This window comes from Paenibacillus sp. WG02, assembly GCF_055396115.1.
In genome coordinates this window covers 7,963,537-7,990,154 of sequence record NZ_AP036016.1, presented here as the reverse complement: position 1 = coordinate 7,990,154, position 26,618 = coordinate 7,963,537, and the positions used below count along the sequence as shown (strand labels likewise).

At 45.7% G+C, this 26,618-nt stretch carries 18 protein-coding genes, 14 tRNA genes, 4 rRNA genes and 1 pseudogene; 34 read left to right on the top strand and 3 right to left on the bottom strand.

The features are described 5' to 3' along the window. Positions 1–86: 86 nt before the first annotated feature. The 34 genes and pseudogenes from ACBP55_RS36095 (at position 87) to ACBP55_RS35930 (ending at position 24,220) form a co-directional block, all read left to right on the top strand. A complete protein-coding gene (locus tag ACBP55_RS36095) occupies positions 87–698 on the top strand; it encodes a stage II sporulation protein M (protein ID WP_268616244.1) in 612 nt (203 codons plus the stop codon). 152 nt (positions 699–850) lie between these two features. Beyond that, a complete protein-coding gene (locus tag ACBP55_RS36090) occupies positions 851–1,081 on the top strand; it encodes a regulator of G-protein signaling domain-containing protein (RefSeq protein WP_029196431.1) in 231 nt (76 codons plus the stop codon). Between the two features lie 311 nt (positions 1,082–1,392). Next, positions 1,393–2,934: ribosomal RNA gene (locus ACBP55_RS36085) — 16S ribosomal RNA — on the top strand. 124 nt (positions 2,935–3,058) lie between these two features. Continuing rightward, positions 3,059–3,175 (top strand): 5S ribosomal RNA (rrf, locus tag ACBP55_RS36080). Positions 3,176–3,267: 92 nt separating this feature from the next. After that, a tRNA-Ile gene (locus ACBP55_RS36075) sits at positions 3,268–3,344 on the top strand. Positions 3,345–3,436: 92 nt separating this feature from the next. Further along, positions 3,437–3,512, top strand: a tRNA-Ala gene (locus ACBP55_RS36070). A 213-nt stretch (positions 3,513–3,725) separates the two neighbouring features. Next, positions 3,726–6,641 (top strand): 23S ribosomal RNA (locus ACBP55_RS36065). 105 nt (positions 6,642–6,746) lie between these two features. Further along, positions 6,747–6,863, top strand: a 5S ribosomal RNA gene (rrf, locus tag ACBP55_RS36060). Together the 16S, 23S and 5S rRNA genes with 14 tRNA genes alongside form the textbook arrangement of a ribosomal RNA operon. Before the next feature lie 5 nt (positions 6,864–6,868). After that, positions 6,869–6,944 (top strand) — tRNA-Asn (locus ACBP55_RS36055). 2 nt (positions 6,945–6,946) lie between these two features. After that, a tRNA-Thr gene (locus ACBP55_RS36050) sits at positions 6,947–7,022 on the top strand. 15 nt (positions 7,023–7,037) lie between these two features. Further along, positions 7,038–7,112, top strand: a tRNA-Glu gene (locus tag ACBP55_RS36045). 23 nt (positions 7,113–7,135) lie between these two features. Continuing rightward, positions 7,136–7,211: transfer RNA gene (locus ACBP55_RS36040), tRNA-Val, on the top strand. Positions 7,212–7,223: 12 nt separating this feature from the next. Then, positions 7,224–7,296, top strand: a tRNA-Thr gene (locus ACBP55_RS36035). A 9-nt stretch (positions 7,297–7,305) separates the two neighbouring features. Next, positions 7,306–7,377: transfer RNA gene (locus ACBP55_RS36030), tRNA-Gln, on the top strand. 10 nt (positions 7,378–7,387) lie between these two features. Continuing rightward, positions 7,388–7,463: transfer RNA gene (locus ACBP55_RS36025), tRNA-Lys, on the top strand. Positions 7,464–7,520: 57 nt separating this feature from the next. Beyond that, a tRNA-Leu gene (locus ACBP55_RS36020) sits at positions 7,521–7,600 on the top strand. 39 nt (positions 7,601–7,639) lie between these two features. Beyond that, positions 7,640–7,714: transfer RNA gene (locus ACBP55_RS36015), tRNA-Gly, on the top strand. 9 nt (positions 7,715–7,723) lie between these two features. Continuing rightward, positions 7,724–7,800, top strand: a tRNA-Arg gene (locus tag ACBP55_RS36010). A gap of 22 nt (positions 7,801–7,822) precedes the next feature. After that, a tRNA-Pro gene (locus tag ACBP55_RS36005) sits at positions 7,823–7,896 on the top strand. A gap of 7 nt (positions 7,897–7,903) precedes the next feature. Then, positions 7,904–7,974, top strand: a tRNA-Gly gene (locus ACBP55_RS36000). A gap of 716 nt (positions 7,975–8,690) precedes the next feature. Continuing rightward, positions 8,691–9,698 (top strand): phosphotransferase, encoded by a 1,008-nt coding sequence (locus ACBP55_RS35995; protein ID WP_464648432.1) that lies wholly within the window; start codon positions 8,691–8,693, stop codon positions 9,696–9,698. A 14-nt stretch (positions 9,699–9,712) separates the two neighbouring features. Continuing rightward, positions 9,713–10,945 (top strand): glycosyltransferase family 4 protein, encoded by a 1,233-nt coding sequence (locus tag ACBP55_RS35990; protein ID WP_464653551.1) that lies wholly within the window; start codon positions 9,713–9,715, stop codon positions 10,943–10,945. Then, complete coding sequence (locus ACBP55_RS35985; RefSeq protein ID WP_464648431.1) at positions 10,842–11,288, top strand: HipA family kinase; 447 nt, start codon at positions 10,842–10,844, stop codon at positions 11,286–11,288. Before ACBP55_RS35990 ends, ACBP55_RS35985 begins: the two co-directional genes overlap by 104 nt. A 166-nt stretch (positions 11,289–11,454) precedes the next feature. Beyond that, on the top strand, positions 11,455–11,643 hold the full coding sequence (locus ACBP55_RS35980; protein ID WP_464648430.1) for a hypothetical protein: 189 nt from the start codon (positions 11,455–11,457) through the stop codon (positions 11,641–11,643). A gap of 305 nt (positions 11,644–11,948) precedes the next feature. Beyond that, positions 11,949–14,735 (top strand): phosphoenolpyruvate carboxylase, encoded by a 2,787-nt coding sequence (ppc, locus tag ACBP55_RS35975; RefSeq protein WP_464648429.1) that lies wholly within the window; start codon positions 11,949–11,951, stop codon positions 14,733–14,735. Positions 14,736–14,856: 121 nt separating this feature from the next. Beyond that, complete coding sequence (locus tag ACBP55_RS35970) at positions 14,857–15,726, top strand: DMT family transporter (RefSeq protein WP_464648428.1); 870 nt, start codon at positions 14,857–14,859, stop codon at positions 15,724–15,726. Positions 15,727–15,822: 96 nt separating this feature from the next. Continuing rightward, positions 15,823–16,419, top strand: coding sequence for an RNA polymerase sigma factor SigW (gene sigW / locus ACBP55_RS35965; protein WP_051253878.1), 597 nt, complete (start codon positions 15,823–15,825; stop codon positions 16,417–16,419). 69 nt (positions 16,420–16,488) lie between these two features. After that, positions 16,489–17,094, top strand: a complete 606-nt coding sequence (locus ACBP55_RS35960) for a zf-HC2 domain-containing protein (RefSeq protein WP_464648427.1) — start codon at positions 16,489–16,491, stop codon at positions 17,092–17,094. Between the two features lie 188 nt (positions 17,095–17,282). After that, a pseudogene (cdaA, locus tag ACBP55_RS35955) lies at positions 17,283–18,097 on the top strand (diadenylate cyclase CdaA). Continuing rightward, a complete protein-coding gene (locus ACBP55_RS35950) occupies positions 18,090–19,322 on the top strand; it encodes a CdaR family protein (protein ID WP_464648426.1) in 1,233 nt (410 codons plus the stop codon). The pseudogene cdaA and the gene ACBP55_RS35950 overlap by 8 nt, the downstream one beginning before the upstream one ends. A 41-nt stretch (positions 19,323–19,363) precedes the next feature. Continuing rightward, positions 19,364–20,704 (top strand): phosphoglucosamine mutase, encoded by a 1,341-nt coding sequence (gene glmM / locus ACBP55_RS35945; RefSeq protein ID WP_464648425.1) that lies wholly within the window; start codon positions 19,364–19,366, stop codon positions 20,702–20,704. Positions 20,705–21,188: 484 nt separating this feature from the next. Beyond that, the gene (glmS, locus tag ACBP55_RS35940) at positions 21,189–23,018 is read left to right on the top strand and encodes a glutamine--fructose-6-phosphate transaminase (isomerizing) (protein WP_464648424.1); all 1,830 of its coding nucleotides are present in this window, start codon (positions 21,189–21,191) and stop codon (positions 23,016–23,018) included. Between the two features lie 185 nt (positions 23,019–23,203). Further along, positions 23,204–23,566, top strand: a complete 363-nt coding sequence (locus tag ACBP55_RS35935; protein ID WP_464648423.1) for a helix-turn-helix transcriptional regulator — start codon at positions 23,204–23,206, stop codon at positions 23,564–23,566. Positions 23,567–23,971: 405 nt separating this feature from the next. Beyond that, positions 23,972–24,220 carry a hypothetical protein gene (locus ACBP55_RS35930; protein WP_464648422.1) on the top strand — a complete coding sequence of 83 codons (249 nt, stop codon included), beginning with the start codon at positions 23,972–23,974 and terminating at the stop codon, positions 24,218–24,220. Between the two features lie 329 nt (positions 24,221–24,549). Here the strand turns inward: ACBP55_RS35930 and ACBP55_RS35925 are convergent, their stop codons facing one another. From ACBP55_RS35925 to ACBP55_RS35915, 3 genes are read right to left on the bottom strand one after another with little or no spacing between them, the layout of a single operon-like run. Next, complete coding sequence (locus ACBP55_RS35925; protein ID WP_464648421.1) at positions 24,550–25,281, bottom strand: amino acid ABC transporter ATP-binding protein; 732 nt, start codon at positions 25,279–25,281, stop codon at positions 24,550–24,552. Then, positions 25,278–25,925 (bottom strand): amino acid ABC transporter permease, encoded by a 648-nt coding sequence (locus ACBP55_RS35920; protein WP_464648420.1) that lies wholly within the window; start codon positions 25,923–25,925, stop codon positions 25,278–25,280. Before ACBP55_RS35920 ends, ACBP55_RS35925 begins: the two co-directional genes overlap by 4 nt. Positions 25,926–25,935: 10 nt before the next feature. After that, positions 25,936–26,601, bottom strand: a complete 666-nt coding sequence (locus ACBP55_RS35915) for an amino acid ABC transporter permease (RefSeq protein WP_464648419.1) — start codon at positions 26,599–26,601, stop codon at positions 25,936–25,938. Positions 26,602–26,618: the final 17 nt, after the last annotated feature.

Here is a 26,618-nt window from a genome sequence, read left to right as displayed (position 1 = left end):
ACATACGGGCAAGGCTTGTATACTCTTTTGTAAATAATGTATGCTCGTACACAGTACTTATGCTTCCGAAATTGGAGGGAACCAAAATGAGATTTCGACCATTGTTCCAACATTTTAAAGAAATGAAACATTACTTCATCGTTGTCGTTTTAGTTTTTGGGTTTAGTCTTTATCTAGGTTGGGCGAATTCAGCGCAATTTTCACACTTTTTAGAAGGTCAGATGCAAGGGCTTAAATCATTAAGCCAATCCCTAAGTAATAAGGAAAATCCCCAACTATGGTTTTTTATCTTCATCTTTCTAAATAATGCAATTAAGTCTGTGGTAATTATCTTTCTTGGTCTATTACTTGGCGTTCTGCCACTCTTTATGTTGATTGCTAACGGGATGATACTCGGATATGTACTTTCCTTACAAACGCATGAAAGCACTCTGTCCATTGTTCTGAGGGGAATTCTTCCGCATGGTATCATAGAGATTCCGGTCATTTTAATTGCCTGTGCATATGGACTTAAATTAGGTATGTTAGTTTGGAAGTCGGGAGCACAGATCTTTGTACCTGATAAATATAAAACAGCTCGTGCGGAGCTTATTAAAACACTCCATCTAACAAAGCCGTTAATCGTATCTATCGTAATTCTGCTGCTCTTTGCTGCAATTATTGAAAGTACACTTACCTACTGGTTGGTGCATCTGTAAAATATTTTCAAAAGTATTGTCATAAAAATGGCAAAATCTGAGCATAACAGTAAAACGGTAAGGAGAGCGGATCGGATAAGGGTCGGCTCTCTCTTTCAATCAAACTGTAAGTGCCATAAATCTCTACAGTCGAGAGGGGTTTGGATGGATGTATGCTCGGATTCTTGTTCAATGATCGGGAATGCAGAGAGTTGGATTATGTACTTCGTAAAGAATTAGATGAAATGTTGTTCGATTTAAATGACAAAAGAATTGATCAAGAGATTAAAGGGGCCATAGAATCCAGATATAAAGTGATCTTCCGGATGTATGCTCGCATAGCGACGCCAAAGGAAATATCAAAGTATGCAAGAAACCGTAATTATCAAGCACAAAAAAAATAGAGGGTAAGTGCTTGACTTACCCTCTCATCCTATGGTATTTTATAACTCGCCCCTTCGAAAAGAAGGATAACAAGTTGTTTGTGAAGATGAGGTTTTAATATTTCTTCAAAAAAATACTTGCAATCATCTAGGTCGATGTGGTATATTAAAAAAGTCGCCGCTAAACGGATGGCGAAGAAATAAGAGAGAATATTGATCTTTGAAAACTGAACAACGAGTGAGTAAGCACGAACGAGAAATCGTTCAAAAAAGAGATTGCAAAATCTCGCTAGCAACGCAAATGAGCAATTAAGCTTTCAAATAGTTTTACTATTATGGAGAGTTTGATCCTGGCTCAGGACGAACGCTGGCGGCGTGCCTAATACATGCAAGTCGAGCGGGTTTATCCTTCGGGATAAGCTAGCGGCGGACGGGTGAGTAACACGTAGGTAACCTGCCTATAAGATCGGGATAACTATCGGAAACGATAGCTAAGACCGGATAATTGGTTTTCTCGCATGAGAGAATTATGAAACACGGAGCAATCTGTGGCTTATAGATGGGCCTGCGGCGCATTAGCTAGTTGGTAGGGTAACGGCCTACCAAGGCGACGATGCGTAGCCGACCTGAGAGGGTGAACGGCCACACTGGGACTGAGACACGGCCCAGACTCCTACGGGAGGCAGCAGTAGGGAATCTTCCGCAATGGACGCAAGTCTGACGGAGCAACGCCGCGTGAGTGATGAAGGTTTTCGGATCGTAAAGCTCTGTTGCCCTAGACGAACAGCAAGGAGAGTAACTGCTCTTTGTGTGACGGTATAGGAGAAGAAAGCCCCGGCTAACTACGTGCCAGCAGCCGCGGTAATACGTAGGGGGCAAGCGTTGTCCGGAATTATTGGGCGTAAAGCGCGCGCAGGCGGTCAATTAAGTTGGGTGTTTAAGCCCGGGGCTCAACCCCGGTTCGCATCCAAAACTGGTTGACTTGAGTGTAGGAGAGGAAAGTGGAATTCCACGTGTAGCGGTGAAATGCGTAGAGATGTGGAGGAACACCAGTGGCGAAGGCGACTTTCTGGCCTATAACTGACGCTGAGGCGCGAAAGCGTGGGGAGCAAACAGGATTAGATACCCTGGTAGTCCACGCCGTAAACGATGCATACTAGGTGTTGGGGATTCGATTCCTCGGTGCCGAAGTTAACACAGTAAGTATGCCGCCTGGGGAGTACGCTCGCAAGAGTGAAACTCAAAGGAATTGACGGGGACCCGCACAAGCAGTGGAGTATGTGGTTTAATTCGAAGCAACGCGAAGAACCTTACCAGGTCTTGACATCCCGGTGTAACGCCTAGAGATAGGCGCCCTCTTCGGAGCACTGGAGACAGGTGGTGCATGGTTGTCGTCAGCTCGTGTCGTGAGATGTTGGGTTAAGTCCCGCAACGAGCGCAACCCTTGATCTTAGTTGCCAGCACTTTGGGTGGGCACTCTAAGATGACTGCCGGTGACAAACCGGAGGAAGGTGGGGATGACGTCAAATCATCATGCCCCTTATGACCTGGGCTACACACGTACTACAATGGTCGGTACAACGGGAAGCGAAGCCGCGAGGTGGAGCCAATCCTTAAAAGCCGATCTCAGTTCGGATTGCAGGCTGCAACTCGCCTGCATGAAGTCGGAATTGCTAGTAATCGCGGATCAGCATGCCGCGGTGAATACGTTCCCGGGTCTTGTACACACCGCCCGTCACACCACGAGAGTTTACAACACCCGAAGTCGGTGGGGTAACCCGCAAGGGAGCCAGCCGCCGAAGGTGGGGTAGATGATTGGGGTGAAGTCGTAACAAGGTAGCCGTATCGGAAGGTGCGGCTGGATCACCTCCTTTCTATGGAGACTCGGATCTGATAGATCCAGTCAAGTGCGAAAGCACAAAACAGCTTACTCACTCGTGTTCAGTTTTGAAAGAGCAAGCCTCTTTCTGCAGGATGGTTAACACCATGTTGCACTCGTTTGGTGATGATGGCGGAGGGGACCCACGCGTTCCCATCTCGAACACGACCGTTAAGCCCTCCAGCGTCGATGGTACTTGAACCGCAGGGTTCTGGGAGAGTAGAACGTTGCCAAGCGAGCCCACGTCAAGCTTTCGAAGAAAGCTTTCTTCGAAAGCTTGTAGGTGGGTTTTTATTTTGGGAAGTTTCCCGAAAAGGTAACATTATAAGGGCCCTTAGCTCAGCTGGTTAGAGCGCACCCCTGATAAGGGTGAGGTCGGTGGTTCGAGTCCACTAGGGCCCACCATTTAACTTCATAGAGAAGTCCAGTATCGGGGTCCCCGAAAAGTAATCGGAATCCACCTCGAAGCCACACTTCACTTTTTGGGGTGAATTTATGGGGCCATAGCTCAGCTGGGAGAGCGCCTGCCTTGCAAGCAGGAGGTCAGCGGTTCGATCCCGCTTGGCTCCACCAAAACAACATTTCAATACAGAAATTTCCAAGAAATTTCGACTTGAAATGAGCTAATAAGATGTGATAAGATAACTTTCGCCGCTGAAATAGGGCAAAGAATACGAATCACAGAAACAAGTTGTTCCTTGAAAACTAGATAACGAAACAAAACGTAAAGTAAGAACTTAGGTAGCATGATCTTTGGATCTTGCGAAATTTTCAAATGTTTTTTCTGGTTAAGCTAGAAAGAGCACACGGAGGATGCCTAGGCACTAGGAGCCGAAGAAGGACGTGGCGAACGACGAAATGCCTCGGGGAGCCGTAAGCAGGCTTTGATCCGGGGATGTCCGAATGGGGGAACCCAGCTGTGGTAATGCGCAGTTACCATGCAGTGAATACATAGCTGCATTGGAGGCATACCCAGGGAACTGAAACATCTAAGTACCTGGAGGAAAAGAAAACAAAAGTGATTCCGTCAGTAGCGGCGAGCGAAAGCGGAATAGCCCAAACCAAGGAGCTTGCTCCTTGGGGTTGTAGGACCTCGATATGGGGTTAGTTCGGTAGGCGAAGAGATCTGGAAAGGTCCGGCATAGAAGGTAAAAGCCCTGTAGCTTAAATCGAACGAAACCCTTAGAGGTATCCTGAGTACGGCGGGTCACGTGAAACCCCGTCGGAATCCGGCAGGACCATCTGCCAAGGCTAAATACTCCCTAGTGACCGATAGTGAAGCAGTACCGTGAGGGAAAGGTGAAAAGCACCGCGGAAGCGGAGTGAAAAAGAACCTGAAACCGTGTGCTTACAAAAAGTCAGAGCACTCTATATGTGTGATGGCGTGCCTTTTGTAGAATGAACCGGCGAGTTACGTTCCCGTGCGAGGTTAAGCTGAAAAGGCGGAGCCGCAGCGAAAGCGAGTCTGAATAGGGCGCTTGAGTACGTGGACGTAGACCCGAAACCGTGTGATCTACCCCTGTCCAGGGTGAAGGTGAGGTAACACTCACTGGAGGCCCGAACCCACGCATGTTGAAAAATGCGGGGATGAGGTGGGGGTAGCGGAGAAATTCCAATCGAACTCGGAGATAGCTGGTTCTCCCCGAAATAGCTTTAGGGCTAGCCTCGGATGTTGAGTTGTGGAGGTAAAGCACTGATTGGGTGCGGGGCCCGCCAAGGGTTACCAAGTCCAGTCAAACTCTGAATGCCACAAACTTAAATCCGGGAGTCAGACAGTGAGTGCTAAGATCCATTGTCAAAAGGGAAACAGCCCAGACCATCAGCTAAGGTCCCCAAGTGTGTGTTAAGTGGGAAAGGATGTGGAGTTGCACAGACAACCAGGATGTTGGCTTAGAAGCAGCCACCATTGAAAGAGTGCGTAATAGCTCACTGGTCGAGTGACTCTGCGCCGAAAATGTAACGGGGCTAAACACGCCACCGAAGCTATGGCTTGCACGTATGTGCATGGGTAGGGGAGCGTTGTATGTACGTTGAATTCTGACCGTAAGGACAGGTGGAGCGCATACAAGTGAGAATGCCGGTATAAGTAACGAAAAGATCAGTGAGAATCTGATCCGCCGAAAACCTAAGGGTTCCTGAGGAAGGCTCGTCCGCTCAGGGTAAGTCGGGACCTAAGGCGAGGCCGAAAGGCGTAGTCGATGGACAACAGGTGGAAATTCCTGTACCACCGTAGCCGTTATGAGCGATGGAGTGACGCAGAAGGATAGTGACGCGAGCTGATGGATGCTCGTCCAAGCAGTGAGGCTGGTTAGTAGGCAAATCCGCTAACCGTAAGGCTGGGCTGTGATGGGGAGGGAAACTTTAAGTACCGAAGGTCATGAGTTCACACTGCCAAGAAAAGCTTCTAGCCAGGCGAAGGTGCCCGTACCGCAAACCGACACAGGTGGGTGAGAAGAGAATTCTAAGGCGCGCGGAAGAACTCTCGTTAAGGAACTCGGCAAAATGACCCCGTAACTTCGGGAGAAGGGGTGCCTCGGTAGGGTGAATAGCCCGAGGGGGCCGCAGTGAAAAGGCCCAAGCGACTGTTTAGCAAAAACACAGGTCTGTGCGAAGCCGCAAGGCGAAGTATACGGGCTGACGCCTGCCCGGTGCTGGAAGGTTAAGAGGAGTGGTTAGGGGCAACCCGAAGCTATGAATTGAAGCCCCAGTAAACGGCGGCCGTAACTATAACGGTCCTAAGGTAGCGAAATTCCTTGTCAGGTAAATTCTGACCCGCACGAATGGCGTAACGACTTGGGCGCTGTCTCAACGAGAGATCCGGTGAAATTTTAATACCTGTGAAGATGCAGGTTACCCGCGACAAGACGGAAAGACCCCATGGAGCTTTACTGCAGCTTGATATTGGACTTTGGTACGATCTGTACAGGATAGGTGGGAGCCTTTGAAGCCTGAGCGCCAGCTTGGGTGGAGGCGCCGTTGGGATACCACCCTGATCGTATCGGAGTTCTAACCTGGTACCGTGAACCGGTATGGGGACAGTGTCAGGTGGGCAGTTTGACTGGGGCGGTCGCCTCCTAAAATGTAACGGAGGCGTTTAAAGGTTCCCTCAGAATGGTTGGAAATCATTCGCAGAGTGCAAAGGCATAAGGGAGCTTGACTGCGAGACCTACAAGTCGAGCAGGGACGAAAGTCGGACTTAGTGATCCGGTGGTACCGAATGGAAGGGCCATCGCTCAACGGATAAAAGCTACCCTGGGGATAACAGGCTTATCTCCCCCAAGAGTCCACATCGACGGGGAGGTTTGGCACCTCGATGTCGGCTCATCGCATCCTGGGGCTGAAGTAGGTCCCAAGGGTTGGGCTGTTCGCCCATTAAAGCGGTACGCGAGCTGGGTTCAGAACGTCGTGAGACAGTTCGGTCCCTATCTGTCGCGGGCGTAGGAAATTTGAGAGGAGCTGTCCTTAGTACGAGAGGACCGGGATGGACGTACCGCTGGTGTACCAGTTGTCTCGCCAGAGGCATCGCTGGGTAGCTATGTACGGAGGGGATAAGCGCTGAAAGCATCTAAGCGCGAAGCCCCCCTCAAGATGAGATTTCCCAGTATGTAAGACCCCTTGTAGACGACGAGGTTGATAGGTTCGAGGTGGAAGTGCAGCAATGCATGCAGCTGACGAATACTAATCGGTCGAGGGCTTAACCAAATATAGGGATCTTTGACGAAAGTCAAAGTCTCTCTGCCTAAACCCTGAATATTACTTTACGCAAGTTTCGTATCTAGTTTTCAAGGCGCAAACACGCTTTGACTGTTTGGTGATGATGGCGGAGGGGACCCACGCGTTCCCATCTCGAACACGACCGTTAAGCCCTCCAGCGTCGATGGTACTTGAACCGCAGGGTTCTGGGAGAGTAGAACGTTGCCAAGCAGTTTTCCCTGATAGCTCAGTTGGTAGAGCACTCGACTGTTAATCGAGTTGTCACAGGTTCGAGTCCTGTTCGGGGAGCCATTGCTTCCATAGCTCAGTCGGTAGAGTGCATCCATGGTAAGGATGAGGTCACCGGTTCGATTCCGGTTGGAAGCTCCAGTAATTTATTAGTAAGGCCCGTTGGTCAAGTGGTTAAGACACCTCCCTTTCACGGAGGTAACAGGGGTTCGAGTCCCCTACGGGTCACCATTAATTTTCTAATTCTTTCCCATGGAGGCTTAGCTCAGCTGGGAGAGCATCTGCCTTACAAGCAGAGGGTCGGCGGTTCGATCCCGTCAGCCTCCACCATTAACTTCATATGCCGTTGTAGCTCAACTGGTAGAGCAACTGACTTGTAATCAGTAGGTTGGGGGTTCAAGTCCTCTCGACGGCATGTCTTCGATGGGGATTAGCCAAGCGGTAAGGCAACGGACTTTGACTCCGTCATGCCAAGGTTCAAATCCTTGATCCCCAGTTCTTCATATGAGTCATTAGCTCAGTTGGTAGAGCACCTGACTTTTAATCAGGGTGTCGTAGGTTCGAATCCTACATGACTCACCATATATATGGATCTTTGGTCGTAGACCAAAGTCTCTCAGATTGCCTTATTTACAGCATGCGCGTATGGCGGAATTGGCAGACGCACTAGACTTAGGATCTAGCGGGTGACCGTGGGGGTTCAAGTCCCTCTACGCGCATTAAATCCTCAGCAGTATTCATACTCCTGAGGTACCCATGCGGAAGTGGCTCAGCGGTAGAGCATCGCCTTGCCAAGGCGAGGGTCGCGGGTTCGATCCCCGTCTTCCGCTCCATTTTATTAAGCGCCCTTAGCTCAGCTGGATAGAGTATTTGACTACGAATCAAAAGGTCGGGAGTTCGAATCTCTCAGGGCGCGCCATTTTTCATATGTATAACCGTATCGGGACGTAGCTCAGCTTGGTAGAGCACCTGCTTTGGGAGCAGGGGGTCGCATGTTCAAATCGTGTCGTCCCGATAGACACGCGGGCGTAGTTTAATGGTAGAACTTCAGCCTTCCAAGCTGATCGCGCGGGTTCGATTCCCGCCGCCCGCTTTAGAGAAAAAGATCACCTTCGGGTGGTCTTTTTCGTTTGAACGGGAAAGGAAGAGAAGCCGTATGGGTTCGACCGTCCGTGAAGACATCATAGAATATACCCAAGTAGGACGCGCGTCCAAATATACCGCTAGCCGCTTCCGTAGGAAGCATTTTAAATAAGTATTTGGAGTATTCCCGCCGCCCGCTTAACAGAAAAAGAGACCACCTTAGGGTGGTTTTTTTTGTTTTAACGGTGAAAAGGAGAGTATCCTCAAGAGTTCGACCGTCCGTGAATACATCATAGAATATACGCAAGTAAGACGCGCGTCCCAATATACCACTAACTACTTCCAGAGGAAATATTTTGAGTAGAGTATTTGGAGTATTCCCATCACCTGCTTCACAAGTTACAAAAACTGAAAGCCTTGATAAAGGCTTTTTTTGCTTTCTATAACTTCCTTTATGCCTAATACTGCGATTAATGATCGCCATTGTTGAGTGTTTGCTGACAAATTATTTTAGGAGGAATCTTTGAGATGGCTGAGAATTGACGATATGCATGTTTTGATCTCCCCTTATTTGCAACTGGTCAATCCAATATTCAGAGTGAGTTAATAGGCTGCTGCTCGAGGTTCAAATTCGGCTTTATTTACATATTCTTAATAAATAGATGAAATTAGATACAAAAAGGAATCCAAAATTTATTTGTGGTTATATAGCAGGAGGAATCTTATATGACCAGCCAGCAAGTTAACCTACTAGCACAAGCATTTAAAGTAAAGATTAAGCATATGCGAATTATTAAGTCAGGTGTTTACCGTTTGATATCCACCGATGGAAAACAACATTGTCTGAAGAAGATGAGCTATAGCTTACGACGATTGCGCTGGATGGATCAAGTGTTGAGGAGGATTCGGCGCAAGGGTTTTTCCAACATTGCCTGGCGGAATCCGTTTGAGCGTTCAGGAAGACATCTTTATGCCAGACGAGCGCGCGGAGGAACCCCATACATTCTTACCTCTTGGATCAATGGACGGTCACCTTCATCCACATCGCAAAGAGAAATTAAAGCCTGTGCTGCATCTTTAGCCCGATTTCACCTTGCTGGTCGCAAAGCATTACTTCCCCGATCAGGTGCCCTCAATATGCTGCGAAAATGGCCTTCCCTTTTACAAGCACGCGAAGTGTTATTGAAAAAACAAATAAATAAAGCAAAGCGAAATGGTCACGGCAGTCCGTTGGATCGTTTGCTGCAAGTACACGGGGATAGCCTTCTCCAGAGATCGCAGGAAGCTCTGCGTGTACTCAGACGCAGCAATTACAAAGCAATGTGTAAGGAAGCCGTGGATAGCGGGGCCTTGTGTCATGGAGATAGTGGACCGAAAAATTTTGTTCTTACCCGCAGTGGAACGTATATGATCGATTTTGAAACACTGCGTTTTGACTTGCGGGCATATGATCTTTATCGAATGATTCGTCTTTCCTGCAAGAACAAAGGATGGAAATTATCAACGGCACGTTCCGTACTGGATGGATACCAAAGCGTTTCTAAGCTTGAACGTTCAGACATCGAGTTGATCATGGTCTGGCTCCAATTTCCGAACAAAGCTTTTAAGCTGCTCTCCCGCTACGATCGATCGAAAGCCGAGGGCAGACGAAAAATCGAAAAAGATCTAGAAAAAGTGATTGCTGACGAACGGCATATCATCTCATTCCTCCATAAGCTGAGCCAATATGTTTAAAAGGGTTGATTGTGATGAGAATTTGGGTCATGACGAATGAATATGAAGGTAATATTGTTGGCGGGCTTGGCATCGTCGCAATAAATCTTTCAAAGGCGTTGGCCAAAAGGAACGGGATACTCCTAACTATTATTTGCAAGGGCGCTAGTCGTGAAGTGACCGTTGATAGCGATGGCTCGATAAGGGTCATTCGATTTCCCAGTAGTTCGAAGTATCATTCGGTTAGCAGGCAAAAATTTAATGCTGTACCGATTGCCAGATGGTTGCAAGCACATGGGTTTGCAAGTCCGAACTTGATCCATATTCATAGTTTGCAGTGTGATGAACTCGCTAAGCATTACAAACACAAATTTCGTATTCCGATCATATATACATGCCACTCCCTAATCGTATTGGAGAAAAGACTGAGAGGCCGGACGAATATGGCGGCGCGTCAAAAAAAACTGATTCGTATCGCAAATGCCATTACGGTACCCAGTCGGTGGCAAAAAAAGAAAAACAGGCAATATTACCCCTTTTATAAGGGACAAATCAAGGTGATTCAAAATGCCGTGTCAATGAAAAATGAGATTAACAAACCGGCATTCAATCCTTACCATTTGTTGTATGTCGGACGTTTGACTGCAATGAAAGGGGTTAAAGAGTTGCTACACGCTATTTCACTGCTAAAAAAAAGCAATCATCATGTCAAGCTAGATATTGTAGGGAAAGGATCTAGAGCTTACACGATTAAATTAAAAAAAATTGCTCATAAACTGAATATCAATAAGAATGTCAAGTGGATTGGGCAGCTCAAACCGATGGCCGTTCAAAGATTATATTCTTCCTACGGAGCTGTTATTGTTCCAAGTCGCCATGAGTCTTTCGGTTTAGTCGCATTGGAAGCAATGGCCAATGGGGCCCCGCTTGTGTCAACCCGGAATGGTGGCCTCCACAGCTTTGTGAATAAGAATAACGCAAGTGTCATTCGAACAGTAACAGCGTCAAATATCGCTTCAAGTGTCAGAGAGATATGGAGAAATCCTGAATTGACCATCAGTCGTGTTAGAGTGGCCAAGGATACAGCGCATCGGTACGGCTGGTCAAAAATATCAAATCAGTACTTTTCGTTATTCTCCAGGTATGCAAAAGGGAGGAGGATTAATGTTGCCAGTACGTCACTGGAAATTGAAAAAGATATGGAAAACGAAGCGCCAAGGCCAAGTATGGATCGTCCAGAATACCTTGGGGAGGCGCGGCTACTTTAAATTTTCAAATAGGAATCAGTGGTATTTTTCGGGGCCAATGATCGCTAATGAATATATCGCATCAACACTAGCACAACGTCTTGGGTTCCCTGTCGGCAAGCTCCAATTAGCAAAAGTCTCCGGACCCGATGGTAATCTGCAAACAGGAGTAGTTTCCAAACAGGTAATGGCCAAGGAGGTCATAACGTGGAGAAAGGCAGGAAAACACGTACATTTAAATCCATCCAAATATATAAAGCGGCTTGGATTGATGAGGCACCTGATCGTTTTTGATGCGTGGATTGCCAATATAGATCGAGACTGCAGGGAAAAATCTCATACTATACCGAAAAGCAAATGGTGAAAAATATAATTGGTATTTGATCGACCATGGACATACCCTTTACGGATCACCGAGAAAATGGAAGAAAAGAGCATGGAACGCTCCTTTTTGGAAAAACATACGGAAATTCTATCACACTCCCAGGGGCCTTCTGCGGCTACAATCCTCATGGGCAGTCTTAGAACCGATGGTTCAAAAAATAGAACAGCTAACCGACGCGGATATAGAAGCTGCTCTGGACAGTGTACCAAAAGGGTATCTTAGCCCTAATAAGCGCCAGTTTATTAAACGGCTTCTACTTACACGAAAAAAACAATTGCGCAGTATGATCAAACGTTGGCTCGCTAGTAACGGGCTGAAGGAATACAACAAGTAAGCGTGATCATGAAAGGCGCTAACACTTCGTTAGTGTCTTTTTTCTTTCGACCTTCTTATGAGGTCATTTTTCAAAGAAAAAAAGAGGGCAACGGTAAAAGAGGATTCAGTGGAAATTCTTTTAACATGCTGTATAGCCAAGTAGTGATACATAAATTACCACGCTCAGGCGTGGCTTTTTTTTATTTTAATACTATGTGCAGAGGGCGGATTGTGGTAAAATATTCTGAAATGAGTTTTTATAGCATCTAGCTTTTGTAGAGAGAAGCATTAATGCAACATAGTGAATAGATGAGGTGGAGAGTTATGTTAGAGAATGATATTGTCCTACAGAAGCAAGCAACGAATAACCTGCTGCGCAGGGACGTACGCTTCTTGGGCCACATACTAGGTGAAGTTCTGGTTCATCAAGGCGGTAATGATCTGCTTGATGTTGTCGAGAGAATTCGTGAGATGAGTAAGTCTTTAAGAGCACACTATGTCATCGAGATATATGATGAATTCAAGAAAACGATCTCCTCCTTGGATCCGGAGATTCGTCATCAAGTAATTCGTGCATTCGCTATTTACTTCCAACTTGTTAATATTGCTGAGCAGAACCATCGGATCCGTCGTAAAAGAGATTACGAGCGTTCCTCCGGTGAGTCCGTACAGCCAGGTTCCATAGAGAGTATTGTTCAAGAGTTAAAGAATAATCATATTCCATACGCAGAAGTTCAAGAAATTCTGAAAGCTATCTCTTTGGAACTAGTAATGACAGCTCATCCGACAGAAGCGATGCGTAGAGCTGTGCTTGATATTAATCTGCGTATTTCGGAAGATATGATGAAACTCGATAATCCTATGCTGACATATCGCGAGCGTGAGCAATTGCGTGAGAAGCTGCTTGGAGAGGTTCTTAATCTTTGGCAAACGGACGAGCTTCGTGATCGGAAACCAACGGTTATTGATGAAGTTCGCAATGGTTTGTATTATTTTGACGAAACTTTGTTTGATGTACTTCCAGAGATCTATCATGAGCTTGAGCGTTGTTTAAATAAATATTACCCGCAAGACTCTTGGCATGTGCCGTCTTTCTTGAAATTCGGTTCATGGATTGGTGGGGACCGTGACGGTAACCCGTCAGTTAGAGCCAATGTGACTTGGGAAACATTAGGTTTGCATCGTCAACTGGCTTTGCAAAAGTATGAAGAAGTTCTCAAAGAAACGCTCGAGAACATGAGCTTCAGTAATAGCATTGTGAACGTAAGCAATGATCTCATAGAATCTATTCAATGCGACCGTGAAGCAATGGGCAATATCCAGGACGTTTGGCGTAATGAGAAAGAGCCATATCGCATCAAAACGACTTATATGATTGAGAAGGTTCATAACACGGGCAATCCGAATGTTCCTACAAGCCAGAAATACAACAGCCCGGAAGAGTTTATTAGTGATTTGAAAATCATCGAGGCTAGCTTGAGGATGCATTTTGCTGACTATGTAGCTGATAAATATATTAAAAAGCTTATTCGTCAGGTTGAGCTGTTCGGCTTCCACTTGGCTGCTTTGGATATCAGACAGCACAGTAAAGAGCATGAGAATGCGATGACTGAGGTTTTGGCGAAAATGGGCATCACAAGTAATTACAGTAAGTTATCGGAAGAGGAGAAAATCAGTCTCTTAACGGATGTACTGAATGACCCAAGACCGATTACATCTACGTATTTGGATTACTCGGAAAGTACACAGGAGTGTTTAGATGTTTATCGCACTGTTGGCAAAGCTCAGAAGGAATTCGGTCGCAACTGTATTAACAGCTATCTCATCAGTATGACGCAAGGAGCAAGTGATCTCTTGGAGGTTGTTGTCTTTGCGAAAGAGGCTGGATTATATCGCAAAGAGAGTGATGGCAGCGTGACGAGTACGCTTCAGTCTGTACCTCTTTTTGAGACGATTGATGACCTGCATGCGGCTCCTGGCATTATGAGCACGTTGTTAGCGATCCCTGCTTACAAAGCTAGCCTTGACCCTGAGACACAACTGCATGAGATTATGCTGGGATACTCTGACAGCAATAAAGACGGCGGTGTGATTACAGCGAACTGGGAGCTTCGTATGGCGCTCCAGGATATCACAGAAGCTGCTAAACAATACGGCGTTAAGCTTAAGTTTTTCCATGGCCGTGGCGGAGCACTTGGTCGTGGCGGTATGCCGCTTAACCGCAGCATTCTGGCACAGCCGGTTGAAACGCTTGGTGGCGGCATTAAGATAACAGAGCAAGGTGAAGTATTATCTTCTCGTTACTCCTTGCAAGGCATTGCATACCGCAGCTTGGAGCAAGCGACGTTTGCGTTAATTACGGCATCCAAATTATCACGTTCCCCGCAAAGAAATCCACTGGAAGACAAGTGGGAGAACATTATGCGTGGTATTTCGGAACAAGCTCAGACGAAGTATCAGGATCTCATTTTCCGAGATGAAGACTTCTTAACGTTCTTTAAAGAATCCACACCGCTTCCTGAGATTGGGGAGCTGAATATCGGTTCACGTCCATCCAAGCGTAAAAACAGCGATAAATTCGAAGATTTGCGCGCGATTCCTTGGGTATTCTCTTGGACCCAGACGAGATATTTGCTTCCGGCTTGGTACGCGGCGGGCACGGGTCTCCAAAGCTTTTATCAAGGAAATGCGGCGAACTTAGAAACTTTGAAAGAAATGTACGAGAATTGGTCTTTCTTCCAGACGATGATTGATAATTTACAAATGGCTCTTGCCAAGGCAGACCTTCAAATTGCTAAGGAATACGGCAACCTAGTGAAAGAATCAGCAATTGCAGAGCGTATCTTCAATCTCATCAGGGAAGAATATGAACTGACTTCGTCCATCATTTTACAAATTACGGGTCAGCAAGAGATTTTGGATAATGTTCCTGTTATTCAGGAGTCCATCCGTCTGCGTAATCCCTATGTAGATCCGCTGAGCTATATGCAGGTAGAGCTGCTTACTGAGCTTCGTGCACTACGTGAGAACAACGAGGATGATGCTATCCTGCTTCGTGAAGTGCTGCTTACGATTAACGGAATAGCCGCTGGGCTTAGAAATACGGGCTGATAAAACTTAGAGCGCAGAAGTAAGATACAGGATGATAAAGTCGGGGGCCACGTATCACGTAGGCAGCTCGACTTTTCCTGTCCTTAAACGAAATGCCCATAGACGGGAGTTGTGCATCAACATGGGGCGATGGTTAGCAATGGTTCTAGTCATCATCGGGGCGTCAAGCTACGGCTTGCTTTCCTCTTTTATCAAGATGGCCTATGATCAAGGATTTACAGATGGGCAAATTACACCGGCACAAATGACGATGGGAACTTTATTTGTATGGGTGTTGATTCTTTTTCACAAAAAATCATGGGTCAATCCCTTTAAAGGTCCTTGGATTAAGCTCGGTTTGATAGGTATCTTTGGATTGGCTTTAACGACAGTCTTTTACAATATTGCTTTAAAAGAGTTGAATGCTTCTTTATCGATTATTCTTCTGTTTCAGTTCACATGGATGACCATTGCGATGGATTGTATCGTGAAACGAAGACTTCCAAAAAAGGCGGAAAGCTTAGCCATTATCTTAATATTGGTTGGGACGTTGCTTGCCGTAAATGTGTTTGAGACGAACTGGGAACAATTTAGTTTACTAGGAATTTTGTATGGATTGTTGTCGGCTCTGACATACAGTATATTCCTCTTTTTCACTGGACAAGTGGTTAGTGCCCTTCCTCCTCTTATGAATTCGGCTATTATGCTTACCGCGGCGATGCCTGTGATGTATATTCTGTATCCACCGACGGTATTTGTACACGAGAATGGGAGTACACTGCTGTTATGGGGACTTTTGTTGGGTTTCTTGGGGCAGGTTGTGCCTACAGTGTCGTTTAATATCGGAATTCCGCGAATCGGTAGTACGCTTGCCGCTATGCTTGGATCGGTGGAACTGCCAGTAGCCGTTATTGCTGCTTACCTACTTATAGGAGAGCCGGTAAATGGGTTACAATGGTTAGGGATGGGACTGATCATAGGAGGCATAATTATTTCTGAAAACAAATCATAATTTCTTACGTATGTATAGAAGAGAGACTTTAATCTACGATTAAAGGTCCCACAGCGTTTAGGGAATCGAATTGTCGAGAAGCCGGAGGAAATCGAATTGAACTTTGTAGAAGCACGTCTGGCTAAGGTGGCCAGGAATGGGGATCGGAATGCTTTTGCAGAGCTTGTAGAGCTCTATAAGGACAAGATCTTTCATTTGGCTTACCGTATGCTGAATAATAAGCAAGAAGCCGAGGATGCTGTGCAGGAGACGTTCTTGCGGGTGTATACTAATCTGCACCGATACGATGAGAATCAGAAGTTTTCGACTTGGATTTTCCGAATAGGGACGAATCTGTGTATCGATAAGCTGCGTCGAAGAAAGAACACCTACTCGCTTGACGCGGAGATGCCGGATGGAGAGGGCAATGATTATTATGCCATGCTTCCAAGTCATGAGGACACACCTGAGAAGCAAGTCATTGTGTCCGAAACCCAAGAACAGATACGCCGGGCCATTGAAACGTTACCTGAAAAATATAAATCCGTTGTGATTCTGAGATATCTGCACGATATGTCCTTGCAGGAGATAAGCGAAGTTCTTGACATGCCAGTTACAACGATCAAAACACGTGTACATCGAGGGCGGGAGTACTTACGTAAACGGTTAGAGCAGGAGGATCAAGTTGGCAGCACAAACCCTGTTCATATGTGAAACATATTTGAAATTCAAACGTATGGTATACCACAACATGCAAAAGTCTAAGAAAGGGGTGGCTGAATCATGAATTGTAAAGAAGCCCTCCCGCTCATACATGAATATCTCGACGGTGATCTGCAAGGATCCGATTCTCAGCGATTGAAGGAGCATTTGATATCCTGCCAAGCCTGTCATGCTCTGTTCAGACAATTGGAGAAAACGGACGCGATGGTTAGAATGCTGCCTCCCGTTAGAGTATCTGATACGTTAACTGCACAAATTATGAGCGGACTGCCTCCAGTGAAGAAGCGCAATTCCTGGATGGTCTTCATTCGCAGGCATCCTGCTGTATCGGTAGCTGTTGTTTTCGCTACGGTCATGTTCGGAAGCTTCATGTCCATGTGGAATGATGATACGAATTTGATGGTGAAGGGAAGTAACCTTCAGGATGTTGTGATTGAGGGTGATACAGTTACTGTACCGCAAGGGCATACGGTGAAAGGTGATCTCGTTGTTCAGCGGGGTAAACTGAAAGTTGAAGGCGATGTAACCGGAAACTTAACCGTTATTGATGGTTCTCTCAATTTAGCGTCAACCGCTCATATCTCTGGGCACGTCACACAAGTCAATGAAGCATTGAGCTGGGTCTGGTATAAATTAGGCGAGTACGTAGGAATGTTCTCGCATTAGCTTGAAACGTCTTCCAAATGGCTTTTTGCCAGAGGAGGGCGTTTTTTTTCTTCCTAAATATAATAAAATGAACCAAACTCGTTGTAATAACGTCTTGTGAAGAGAGAAAAATAGAAGTATAACTGGGTTTATGTTATGATTCTATTATAGAGAGATCACTGTGTTCAGTCGCTGGGGGAGAATAATAAATGGACTTACTCACGAGCATCTCGGCTAAGGATATCGTTGATATTCTGATCGTTAGCTATGTGATTTATAAACTGATCCTGTTGGTGCGTGGGACGAGGGCTATTCAACTTATGAAGGGTATCCTTGTGGTCGTCATTACATGGGTATTTAGTATTTGGTTTAAGCTCAGTACGCTGCAATGGATGATGAACCAGACCTTTACGTTCGGAGTTCTTGGGGTTATTATTATTTTTCAACCGGAGCTAAGGCGGGCATTGGAGCAGTTGGGCCGGGGAAGCTATTCAGCCGATCTTCTACGGAAGAGGATCAGGATGTGAATAAGCGGATTAGTGAAGTGATACGAGCTGCGAATTATTTGGCCAAAAGAAAGATAGGGGCCTTGATTGTTTTCGAGAAAGAGACCGGTCTGACCGATTATGTCGAGTCCGGTATTGCAATAGAGAGTAAGATCAGCGCGGAGCTGTTGATTAATATTTTCATACCGAATACGCCTCTTCACGATGGGGCTGTGATTATTCGCCAAGGCCAATTAATGGCTGCTGGTTGTTACTTGCCCTTGTCTGAGAATCCCTTTATCAGTAAAGAGCTTGGTACTCGGCATCGTGCGGCCATTGGGATGAGTGAGGTTTCAGATGGAATGTGTATCATTGTTTCGGAAGAGACCGGGCAAATCTCGCTGACAATGAATGGTCATATCGTACGGGACATCAAAGAAGAATCTTTGATTGCCAAATTGTTCGAAGAACTGAAGCCGAAGGCAAAAACAAAAGAGAAGAACCCTTTCTTGAAATGGAGGGGCCGTTCGAATGGATAAATGGTTACGCAATACGAATGTGGTGCGGATTGTTGCACTTGTTATAGGTATTTTGCTATGGGTTGTTGTTCACATGGAAGAAACCAATCTATCTGGAAATTCACCTCTCCGCGAACGGGAAGAAACCATAAATAATGTGGCCATTACGACAAAATATGACGAAACTCATTATCACATTTCGTCCATGGCTCCTGCCAACGTACAGGTTATTGTCAAAGGGAAGGAATCATCGGTTAAGAAAGTGACGACCAGTAATTCTTATCAAATTGAGCTCGACTTGACGCAAGTGGGTAAGGGAGATCATCAGGTAGCACTAAAACCGGTTGGCTTTCCTTCAGATGTAGATGTTCAAATTGTTCCTAGAACTGTCCATGTGGTTATCGAAGAGCTGCAGATGAAAGAAGTGCCCGTCGTCATTAATGTCAAAGGAACACCAGCAGCGGGTCTCAAAGCCGGACAGCCGATTGTGAAGCCAGCCAAGGTGTATATTACTGCGCAGACCAGCAAGCTGGATCAAATCGAGAATGTTCGCGGCGAGGTTTCGGTAGATAAGGCTCAGTCTGCCGTTACGAAGCAAGTGAGACTGCAAGCTTTTGATAAAGACGGCAAAGAAGTAACATTGAATATCAATCCTTCTGTGGTCGATGTCGAAGTGCCAATCACGAGCCCGTTCCAAACCATACCTTTACAAATGAAGATTAGTGGAGAACCGCCGAAAGGTTTCGCGATAGCGATGGTTACTCAAAATCCGGACAAGGTAACTGTCTACGGTACTCAAGATGTTGTTGATCGCCTAGAGTTTTATCAAGGGCCGCAGCTGAATGTTCAGGATCTGAATGAAACCAAGGAGTTTGCACTGGACATTCCCTTAAGGAATAAAGTAACTCAACTGGATCCTGCCAAAGTTACGGTTCACGTGGAAATTGTTCCTTCCATTACGAAGGCTTTGGAAAATGTACCGATCACGATTATTGGTCAAAACGAAAATTATAATACGAAAGTCACACTGCCGGAGACGGCTAAGCTAAACATTACGGTAGAGGGCGCTCCTGCACTGATTGATCAATTGAAAGTGCAGGATGTACAGGCGATCCTGGACGTTAGTAATTTGCCGCCAGGCAAGCATGAGCTGAAGGTGACATTAAATCTGCCGACTTATGTGAAGCTGGCTATGCCTCAAGAAGTAAAGGCAACTGTAGAAATCAGCGAGAAAGCACCAAAGTAACAAATCCATAATGGGTTGTAGAAAAAGAGGAGAATATAAACATGGGGAAATATTTTGGTACAGATGGTGTGCGAGGAGTCGCTAATGGCGAACTGACACCAGAATTAGCTTATAAAGTAGGCCGCTGCGGCGGTTATGTCTTAACGAGACAGGCCAAGCATCCGAAAGTCGTGATCGGGAGAGATACACGGATCTCGGGTCCCATGCTGGAAGCTTCACTCGTAGCAGGATTGCTATCGATTGGTGTTGAAGTTATTCGCATCGGTATTGTCAGCACACCGGCGGTAGCTTATTTAACGAAGAAGCTCGGAGCCGATGCGGGCGTTATGATTTCGGCTTCGCATAATCCGGTAGAGGATAATGGGATTAAGTTTTTTGGGGGCGACGGCTTCAAGCTGCTAGACGAGACAGAGCTTGAAATTGAGCAGCTGCTTGACGCGGCTGTAGATGAATTACCTCGGCCCATTGGCGGCGAGATTGGCACGGTTTCCGATGAGCCAGATGCGAAGTTCGCCTATCTGGCGTTCTTGAAGGAGACGGTATCCGAGTCTTTCGCTGGATACAAGGTCGTTCTGGACTGCGCGAATGGCTCAGCCTTCGAGCTGGCTCCTACAGTGTTCCGCGAGCTAGGAGCGGAAGTAATCACCATCGGCGCTGAGCCGAACGGTCGCAATATCAACGATCATTGCGGCTCCACGCATCCTGAGAAGCTTCGCGCAGAAGTGGTGAAACATGGCGCAGCCATTGGTCTTGCTTTTGACGGCGACGCGGATCGTCTGATCGCGATCGATGAGACTGGCGAGGAAGTCGACGGCGACTTCATCCTTAGCATTCTGGGAGATGCGCTGAATCGCACAGGGAAGCTGAACCACGGCACAATTGTGACGACGGTGATGGCGAACATTGGCTTTTTCAAAGGGATTGAAAAAGCGGGTCTTAAAGCTCTGCAAACCGCAGTAGGCGATCGCTACGTGATGGAAGAGATGCGTAAAGGCGGCTATAACTTAGGCGGAGAGCAGTCGGGGCATGTCATCTTCCTCGATTACATCCCGACCGGAGATGGGATTCTGACGGCTTTACAGCTGGTAAACACGATTGTCCAATCTGGGCGCAAGCTTAGTGAGTTAAAAGGAATTATGCGTAAATTCCCGCAGCTATTGGTTAATATTCGTGTTGCGGATAAAAGCAAGCTCAAGGACAACGCTGTGATTGAGGAAGCTATTCGTAAGGTGGAGGAAGAACTCGGAGATAACGGCCGCGTGCTGGTGCGACCTTCGGGAACGGAATCGTTAATTCGCGTTATGGCTGAAGGTCCTGACAAGGAGCAAGTTGAGGCTTATGTTCATGATATTGCTAAGGTTATCCAAGAGCAATTAGTATAAAGGGCAGGGACAAGTGGATCCCCCTTGGGTGCTTCTTGCTAATTGGGGGATTTTCCACGAAAAAATAAGTTGCGCGCTTGCGCTAAAATGAATATGATGTATTTGACTCAAGAAGGAAAGGCAGGGTTGAGGTTGATTAGCAACAAATAGCGCCAGAACTCGCAAGCGGGACGGAAATGTAGTGAGATTGCTACTACTTCGCAGGTGAGTTGACGAGGTGAAGGTGTTCGAAACATTCGGCGGGGACCTTCCGGCATGAGGAGTGCCGTTAAGTTGGAGAGCAAAAACGTTTGGGCGACCAGGCTGACAAGTATCCAACATCCATTTATCAATTATTTATAAACGTAATGATCGTCCTTATATATGGTTTATTTGATTTACCGTTTTTCTTGTCTAACTGATGGATTTTTAAATGATTATTAAACCAGGATCTTTGAAAAATAGCCCCTTTAGAAGAGGCTTATAAAACTATGGAGGTACTACTATGTGCGGAATTGTTGGTTATATTGGAAAGCGTAATTCTCAGGAAATTTTATTGGAAGGGCTCAAAAAGCTCGAATATAGAGGCTATGACTCTGCAGGTGTAGCTGTGTACACGGCTGATGGTTTACAAATTAAGAAGGCCAAAGGCCGCATCGCGAATCTTGAATCCAAGCTGGATGAGACTCCACTGAACGGAAGCGTTGGAATCGGACATACGCGTTGGGCAACACACGGAAAGCCTTCGGATGTAAACTCTCATCCTCATACGGATAATTCGATGAAGTTTTCGGTTGTGCACAACGGCATTATCGAAAATTACATTAGCCTCAAAGAAGAGCTGACTGCGAAAGGTCATAAATTTGTATCTGAGACAGATACCGAAGTTATTTCTCACTTAATCGCTGATTTGTACGATGGAGATATCCTTAAAGCCGTTCAAAAAGCGGTAAAGCATATGACAGGTGCGTTCGCGCTAGGCGTACTGACCGAATATGAACCTGATCGCCTTGTAGCTGTGCGCCAGGCTAGTCCTTTGATTATCGGTATTGGTGAAGGCGAGAACTTCATTGGTTCGGATATCCCTGCTATCCTTGAATATACACGGAATGTGTTTATTTTGAATGATGGCGAAATGGCGCTGTTAACGCGTGATGGTGTCGAATTAATGACTTTAGAGGGGAATTTTATTTCCAGGGAAATGTTTCATGTCGATTGGGACATAGTAACAGCTGAAAAAGCCGGATTTGATCACTTTATGTTGAAAGAAATCTATGACCAACCCAAAGCTTACCGCGACACAATGGGCAGCCGTATTTCCCCTGATGGTCTTGGCGTGACGTTGAACGAGCTTACGATTACACCTGAAGCGATTCGAAACATTAATCGTGTTCATATTGTTGCCTGTGGTACAGCCTATCATGCGGGTATGGTTGGTAAGTATGTCATTGAGAAGTTGGCGCGCATTCCGGTGGAAACGGATGTTGCCTCTGAATATCGTTATCGTTCACCGATAATCACGAAGGATACGCTTGTCATCGTAGTTAGCCAGTCTGGCGAGACCGCGGATACGCTTGCTGCACTTCGTGAAGCTAAACGTTGTGGTGCACATGTATTGGCCATCACAAATGTGGTAGGTAGTTCAGTAGCACGTGAAGCTGATGATGTGATCACAACTTGGGCAGGACTTGAAATTGCAGTTGCGTCTACGAAAGGATATACATCGCAGTTAATTGCTTTCTATCTGCTCGGGTTGCACCTGGCTCAAACGCTAGGAACTCAAACGTCCGAAGAGATTAAAGAAGCGGTTAAAGCATTGAAAGAGCTGCCGGCTCAAGTAGAAGAAATTTTGGCGCAAGCAGAAGCCATTAAAGTAGTCGCTGAGGAGATGGCTAAGCATGATAATCTCTTCTTCATCGGAAGAGGCTTGGATTATGCTGTAGCTATGGAAGGCTCTTTGAAGCTGAAAGAGATTTCTTACATTCATTCGGAAGCTTATGCCGCAGGTGAATTGAAGCACGGTACACTAGCGCTAATCGAGGATGGCGTTCCGGTGATTGCGTTGGCTACTCAGCATGAGCTGCTTGAGAAAACGGTAAGCAATATTAAAGAAGTGAAAGCGCGCGGCGCAAATGTACTTGGGATTGCTGTAAAAGGTGAGCTGGAGCTGCAGAAGTCTGTAGACAGCACCTTCGTTATTCCGAAGACGCTGGATGTACTATCACCTGCGTTGGCGGTCATACCGTTGCAGTTGCTATCTTATTACGCGTCGTTGGCACGTGGCAATGATGTTGATAAGCCTCGTAATTTGGCGAAGAGTGTGACGGTTGAGTAATTGATGGGTAAAAGAAGAAGGCATTGTCCCTATGTAAAAAAGTTGGAAAGTAGTAAAGAATATTGGAAAGTAGTTAAGAAAGTCGGAGTGTAGTAAAAAATGTTGGAAAATGACCTCTGAGAGAAAAGTCCCGATGAAGAATAAACTCATCGGGACTTTCTTTTTTATATTGAAAGGAGACAAGTATGCTATCTTCCTTAGGTGATCGAATTAGGGTAATTCGGAAAACAAATCGATTAAATCAGAACGAATTTTCAAATTTAATTGGTATTTCTCAAGCGACACTTAGTGAGCTTGAAAAGGATAAATATAATCCGTCCATAGACACTATCTTATCTATTTACAGGGTTTTTAAAACTAATTTGAGTTGGCTAATTCTCGGTGAAACGGTTAAAGAAGAGAATAACGAACATACAATAGATTTGTTTCAAACAGTGATTAATGAAAAAGAACTGAAGTTAATTGAGCTATTCAACAAATTATCGGACAGTGATATGGATGAGATTATGCTTTTTATGGAGTTAAAGATTGGGAGATATCACAAATAACTATCGCTACATAATGTTGAGCTACTTAGGCAACGCGCGATTCGCTCGGCGGCCCACTCTACAAAGGGGCAGTAAGTACAGTTTACTATTTAACGAAAATATCATTATCGGCGCAAACGATCACGTCCAATGGTAGCATCAGATTATAAATCGGAATGATGTTGTAACACCAATCGGATTTATTCGTATATTCAGTAAGCTCATGGAGATGACTCCCAGCCAATACCGAGAGAAATAGGAATTGCTCTAGTCCTTATGGAAGATTATGCTATATAAATATGGTCGAAAACGTTTCTGGAGGGGATAGGAAAATGAATCCAAGTAAGCGACAGAATGAACGGTTGACTCCGCTGCTTAAGAGCGTCATGGAAAAGGGACCGGCTGTGCCTGTACCGTTGTGCGGGATTGGGCCTTCCCTTTGTTAAGGCAGTCAAGGGTCCATACTCGTATATACCGGTTATACCTACTGGGGGTGTAACCCTAGATAATGTAAGCGTGTTTATAGAGGTTGGTTCAGATGCTGTAGGGCTTGGTGGCACTCTTGTTCGACAAGATGCGATTGAACAGGAGAACTACAGTCTTATTCGAGAGACCGCAGTCAAATTTGTGGGGGAAATCCGTAAAGCGAGATTGCAATATAAGACGGAAGAATAAGGATTTATTTGGTGCAAGCTGCCGGCATTACGCTGGCAGCTTTTTGCATACAAAAAAGGATTCTTCGGGATATGTGGCGAGCTTTCTTTAGATTTGATAACGAATGTAGACCAAATTCGAAACCAATTGGGTAACAGTAATGACATTATCGTCCGTGAATTTGAAATCGCACGAACAATACAATCTGTTGCCATTTATATATTTGTATCGGATCGATCAGCCCATCATTGAGTCTTTTCGACAATTAATCCTTATCGAATCGGACCGCGTGGCCTTTCATTACATGCGTCCCGACCCCTATTTGTGTAGCTACATCTGCTACATGCCTCTTATCGCTGAATGACCGCTTTAAGAAATTCACGGGTTCTGTCGTTTTGCGGATTGGTGAAAATATCTTCCGGTTTGCCCTCTTCGATAATACGGCCTTCTGCCATTACTACAACACGGTCGGCCACTTCCCGGGCAAAATTCATCTCATGGGTAACGACAATCATCGTCATCCCTTCCTTGGCCAACTCCTTCATAACGGATAAGACCTCTCCGACAAGCTCAGGGTCCAGGGCGGATGTAGGTTCATCGAATAACATGATTTTAGGCTGCATCGCCAAAGCTCGGGCAATCGCGATTCGCTGTTGCTGCCCGCCCGACAACTGCTCCGGATATCGATCCTTCTTATCAATGAGCCCCACCTTCGCAAGCAGGGTCTCCACGATTTCCTTTACCTGCTGCTGATTCAACTTACGTACATGACGGGGACCCAAGGCAATGTTTTGAAAAACGGTCAAATGGGGAAATAAATTAAAAGATTGAAAAACCATGCCAACCTCGGTTCCAATCTTCCGTGAAACGGGTTTTTTAGTGGCCATAACCGGTTGGCCATTCATGCAAATCTCGCCGGAATCAATTGTCTCCAAATGGTTGATGCAGCGGAGCATGGTGCTCTTGCCCGAGCCACTTGGACCGATGACCACCACGACTTCCCCTTTTTCGACTTGAAGCGATACATCGTGAAGAATTTTAAGCGAACCGAACGATTTGTTGAGATGTTGAAGTGTGATCATTTAATATAAATTCTCCTTTCCATCCATGTTACGAACATGGAGAGCGGATAACAGATGATAAAATACACAAGCGATATGAAAAGTAATATTTCAAAAGGCTTGCCGGACACATTCATAATCGCTTTTCCCTCATGCAATAACTCCGCATATCCGACGACAGAGGCTACGGAAGTATCTTTGATAAGCGTAATATAAAATCCGATCAACGGCGGCAAGGAAACTTTCAAAGTTTGGGGCAATATGACTCTAAACATCAGTAGAAAATAAGAAAAACCAAGAGCCTTTGCGGCCTCGAACTGTCCCTTGGGGATGGAATCGATTCCGGCCCTTATGATTTCGGCTATATAGGCGCCGGTATATAAAGTAAACACTAATGCGGTTGCCTCGAATAGGTTGATGTTCACTCCGATATAAGATAACCCGAAATAAAACATGAATAATTGAATGAGCAGCGGCGAACCACGAAATAATTGAACATACGCCGTAAGCAGCACCTTTAACCAGTTGATCTGGCTCGTTCTGGCCATACTGATCATGATTCCCGTCAAAGTCCCTAAGAGGATCGCTGTAAATGAAAGCTTGCAAGTTACTACGAATCCGCTCCACAAAAGATACCGGTACTCGTAGATTACACTCAAATCCATGGTTGTCACCTTACTTCGCGTTTGATATAAACAATCGGCGGTTAATCCAATTGAAAATGGTAGAAACTATAAAATACAGCACATAATAAAGTCCGGTTACGAAAACGAATATCTCCAATGTCCGGAACGTTTGACCGTTTAAAATCAACGCGCGGTCGGTAAGCTCTTTAACGTCAAGAATCGCGAGCAGGCTGGTATTGAAGATAACCATAATAAATTGATTTGCGGAGACCGGAAAAATATGTTTGAAGGCTTGCGGAAAGATGATAAATCTGAACATTTGAGTGTAGGTAAGCCCTATAGCTTTGCTTGCTTCCCATTGCCCTTTGTGGATAGATTGAATCCCCGCCCTTATGATCTCCGACATATACGCCGAGTTGTTTATGGTCAAGGCAATAATTCCGGCTTGGATAGGCGTAAAGTGGATGCCGAACTGGGGAAGACCGAAATAGATCAAAAAGATTTGGACCAGAGCGGGCGTATTTCGGATTAGCTCCACATACATTGTCGAGACTGCATATAGTGGGTAGATTCGCTTGTTAAACCGGCAAACCGCCAGCATAACACCAATCACAAAAGACAGAAAAAAAACGAGTACAGTCAGCCACAAGGTCATGAGAGCCCCGCCTGCAAAATAACCCCAGTTCCGGAAGGGGGTCGACCAGTCAAATATCATTCGTTTGCCTCCTTACA

What these genes read in the sequence shown, in the direction of transcription:
- ACBP55_RS36095 (WP_268616244.1), top strand. Translation starts at nt 87, where the DNA reads ATGAGATTTCGACCATTGTTCCAACATTTTAAAGAAATGAAACATTAC.
- ACBP55_RS36090 (WP_029196431.1), top strand. Translation starts at nt 851, where the DNA reads ATGCTCGGATTCTTGTTCAATGATCGGGAATGCAGAGAGTTGGATTAT.
- ACBP55_RS35995 (WP_464648432.1), top strand. Translation starts at nt 8,691, where the DNA reads ATGACCAGCCAGCAAGTTAACCTACTAGCACAAGCATTTAAAGTAAAG.
- ACBP55_RS35990 (WP_464653551.1), top strand. Translation starts at nt 9,713, where the DNA reads ATGAGAATTTGGGTCATGACGAATGAATATGAAGGTAATATTGTTGGC.
- ACBP55_RS35985 (WP_464648431.1), top strand. Translation starts at nt 10,842, where the DNA reads ATGTTGCCAGTACGTCACTGGAAATTGAAAAAGATATGGAAAACGAAG.
- ACBP55_RS35980 (WP_464648430.1), top strand. Translation starts at nt 11,455, where the DNA reads ATGGTTCAAAAAATAGAACAGCTAACCGACGCGGATATAGAAGCTGCT.
- ppc (WP_464648429.1), top strand. Translation starts at nt 11,949, where the DNA reads ATGTTAGAGAATGATATTGTCCTACAGAAGCAAGCAACGAATAACCTG.
- ACBP55_RS35970 (WP_464648428.1), top strand. Translation starts at nt 14,857, where the DNA reads ATGGGGCGATGGTTAGCAATGGTTCTAGTCATCATCGGGGCGTCAAGC.
- ACBP55_RS35960 (WP_464648427.1), top strand. Translation starts at nt 16,489, where the DNA reads ATGAATTGTAAAGAAGCCCTCCCGCTCATACATGAATATCTCGACGGT.
- ACBP55_RS35950 (WP_464648426.1), top strand. Translation starts at nt 18,090, where the DNA reads ATGGATAAATGGTTACGCAATACGAATGTGGTGCGGATTGTTGCACTT.
- glmM (WP_464648425.1), top strand. Translation starts at nt 19,364, where the DNA reads ATGGGGAAATATTTTGGTACAGATGGTGTGCGAGGAGTCGCTAATGGC.
- glmS (WP_464648424.1), top strand. Translation starts at nt 21,189, where the DNA reads ATGTGCGGAATTGTTGGTTATATTGGAAAGCGTAATTCTCAGGAAATT.
- ACBP55_RS35935 (WP_464648423.1), top strand. Translation starts at nt 23,204, where the DNA reads ATGCTATCTTCCTTAGGTGATCGAATTAGGGTAATTCGGAAAACAAAT.
- ACBP55_RS35925 (WP_464648421.1), bottom strand. Translation starts at nt 25,281, where the DNA reads ATGATCACACTTCAACATCTCAACAAATCGTTCGGTTCGCTTAAAATT.
- ACBP55_RS35920 (WP_464648420.1), bottom strand. Translation starts at nt 25,925, where the DNA reads ATGGATTTGAGTGTAATCTACGAGTACCGGTATCTTTTGTGGAGCGGA.
- ACBP55_RS35915 (WP_464648419.1), bottom strand. Translation starts at nt 26,601, where the DNA reads ATGATATTTGACTGGTCGACCCCCTTCCGGAACTGGGGTTATTTTGCA.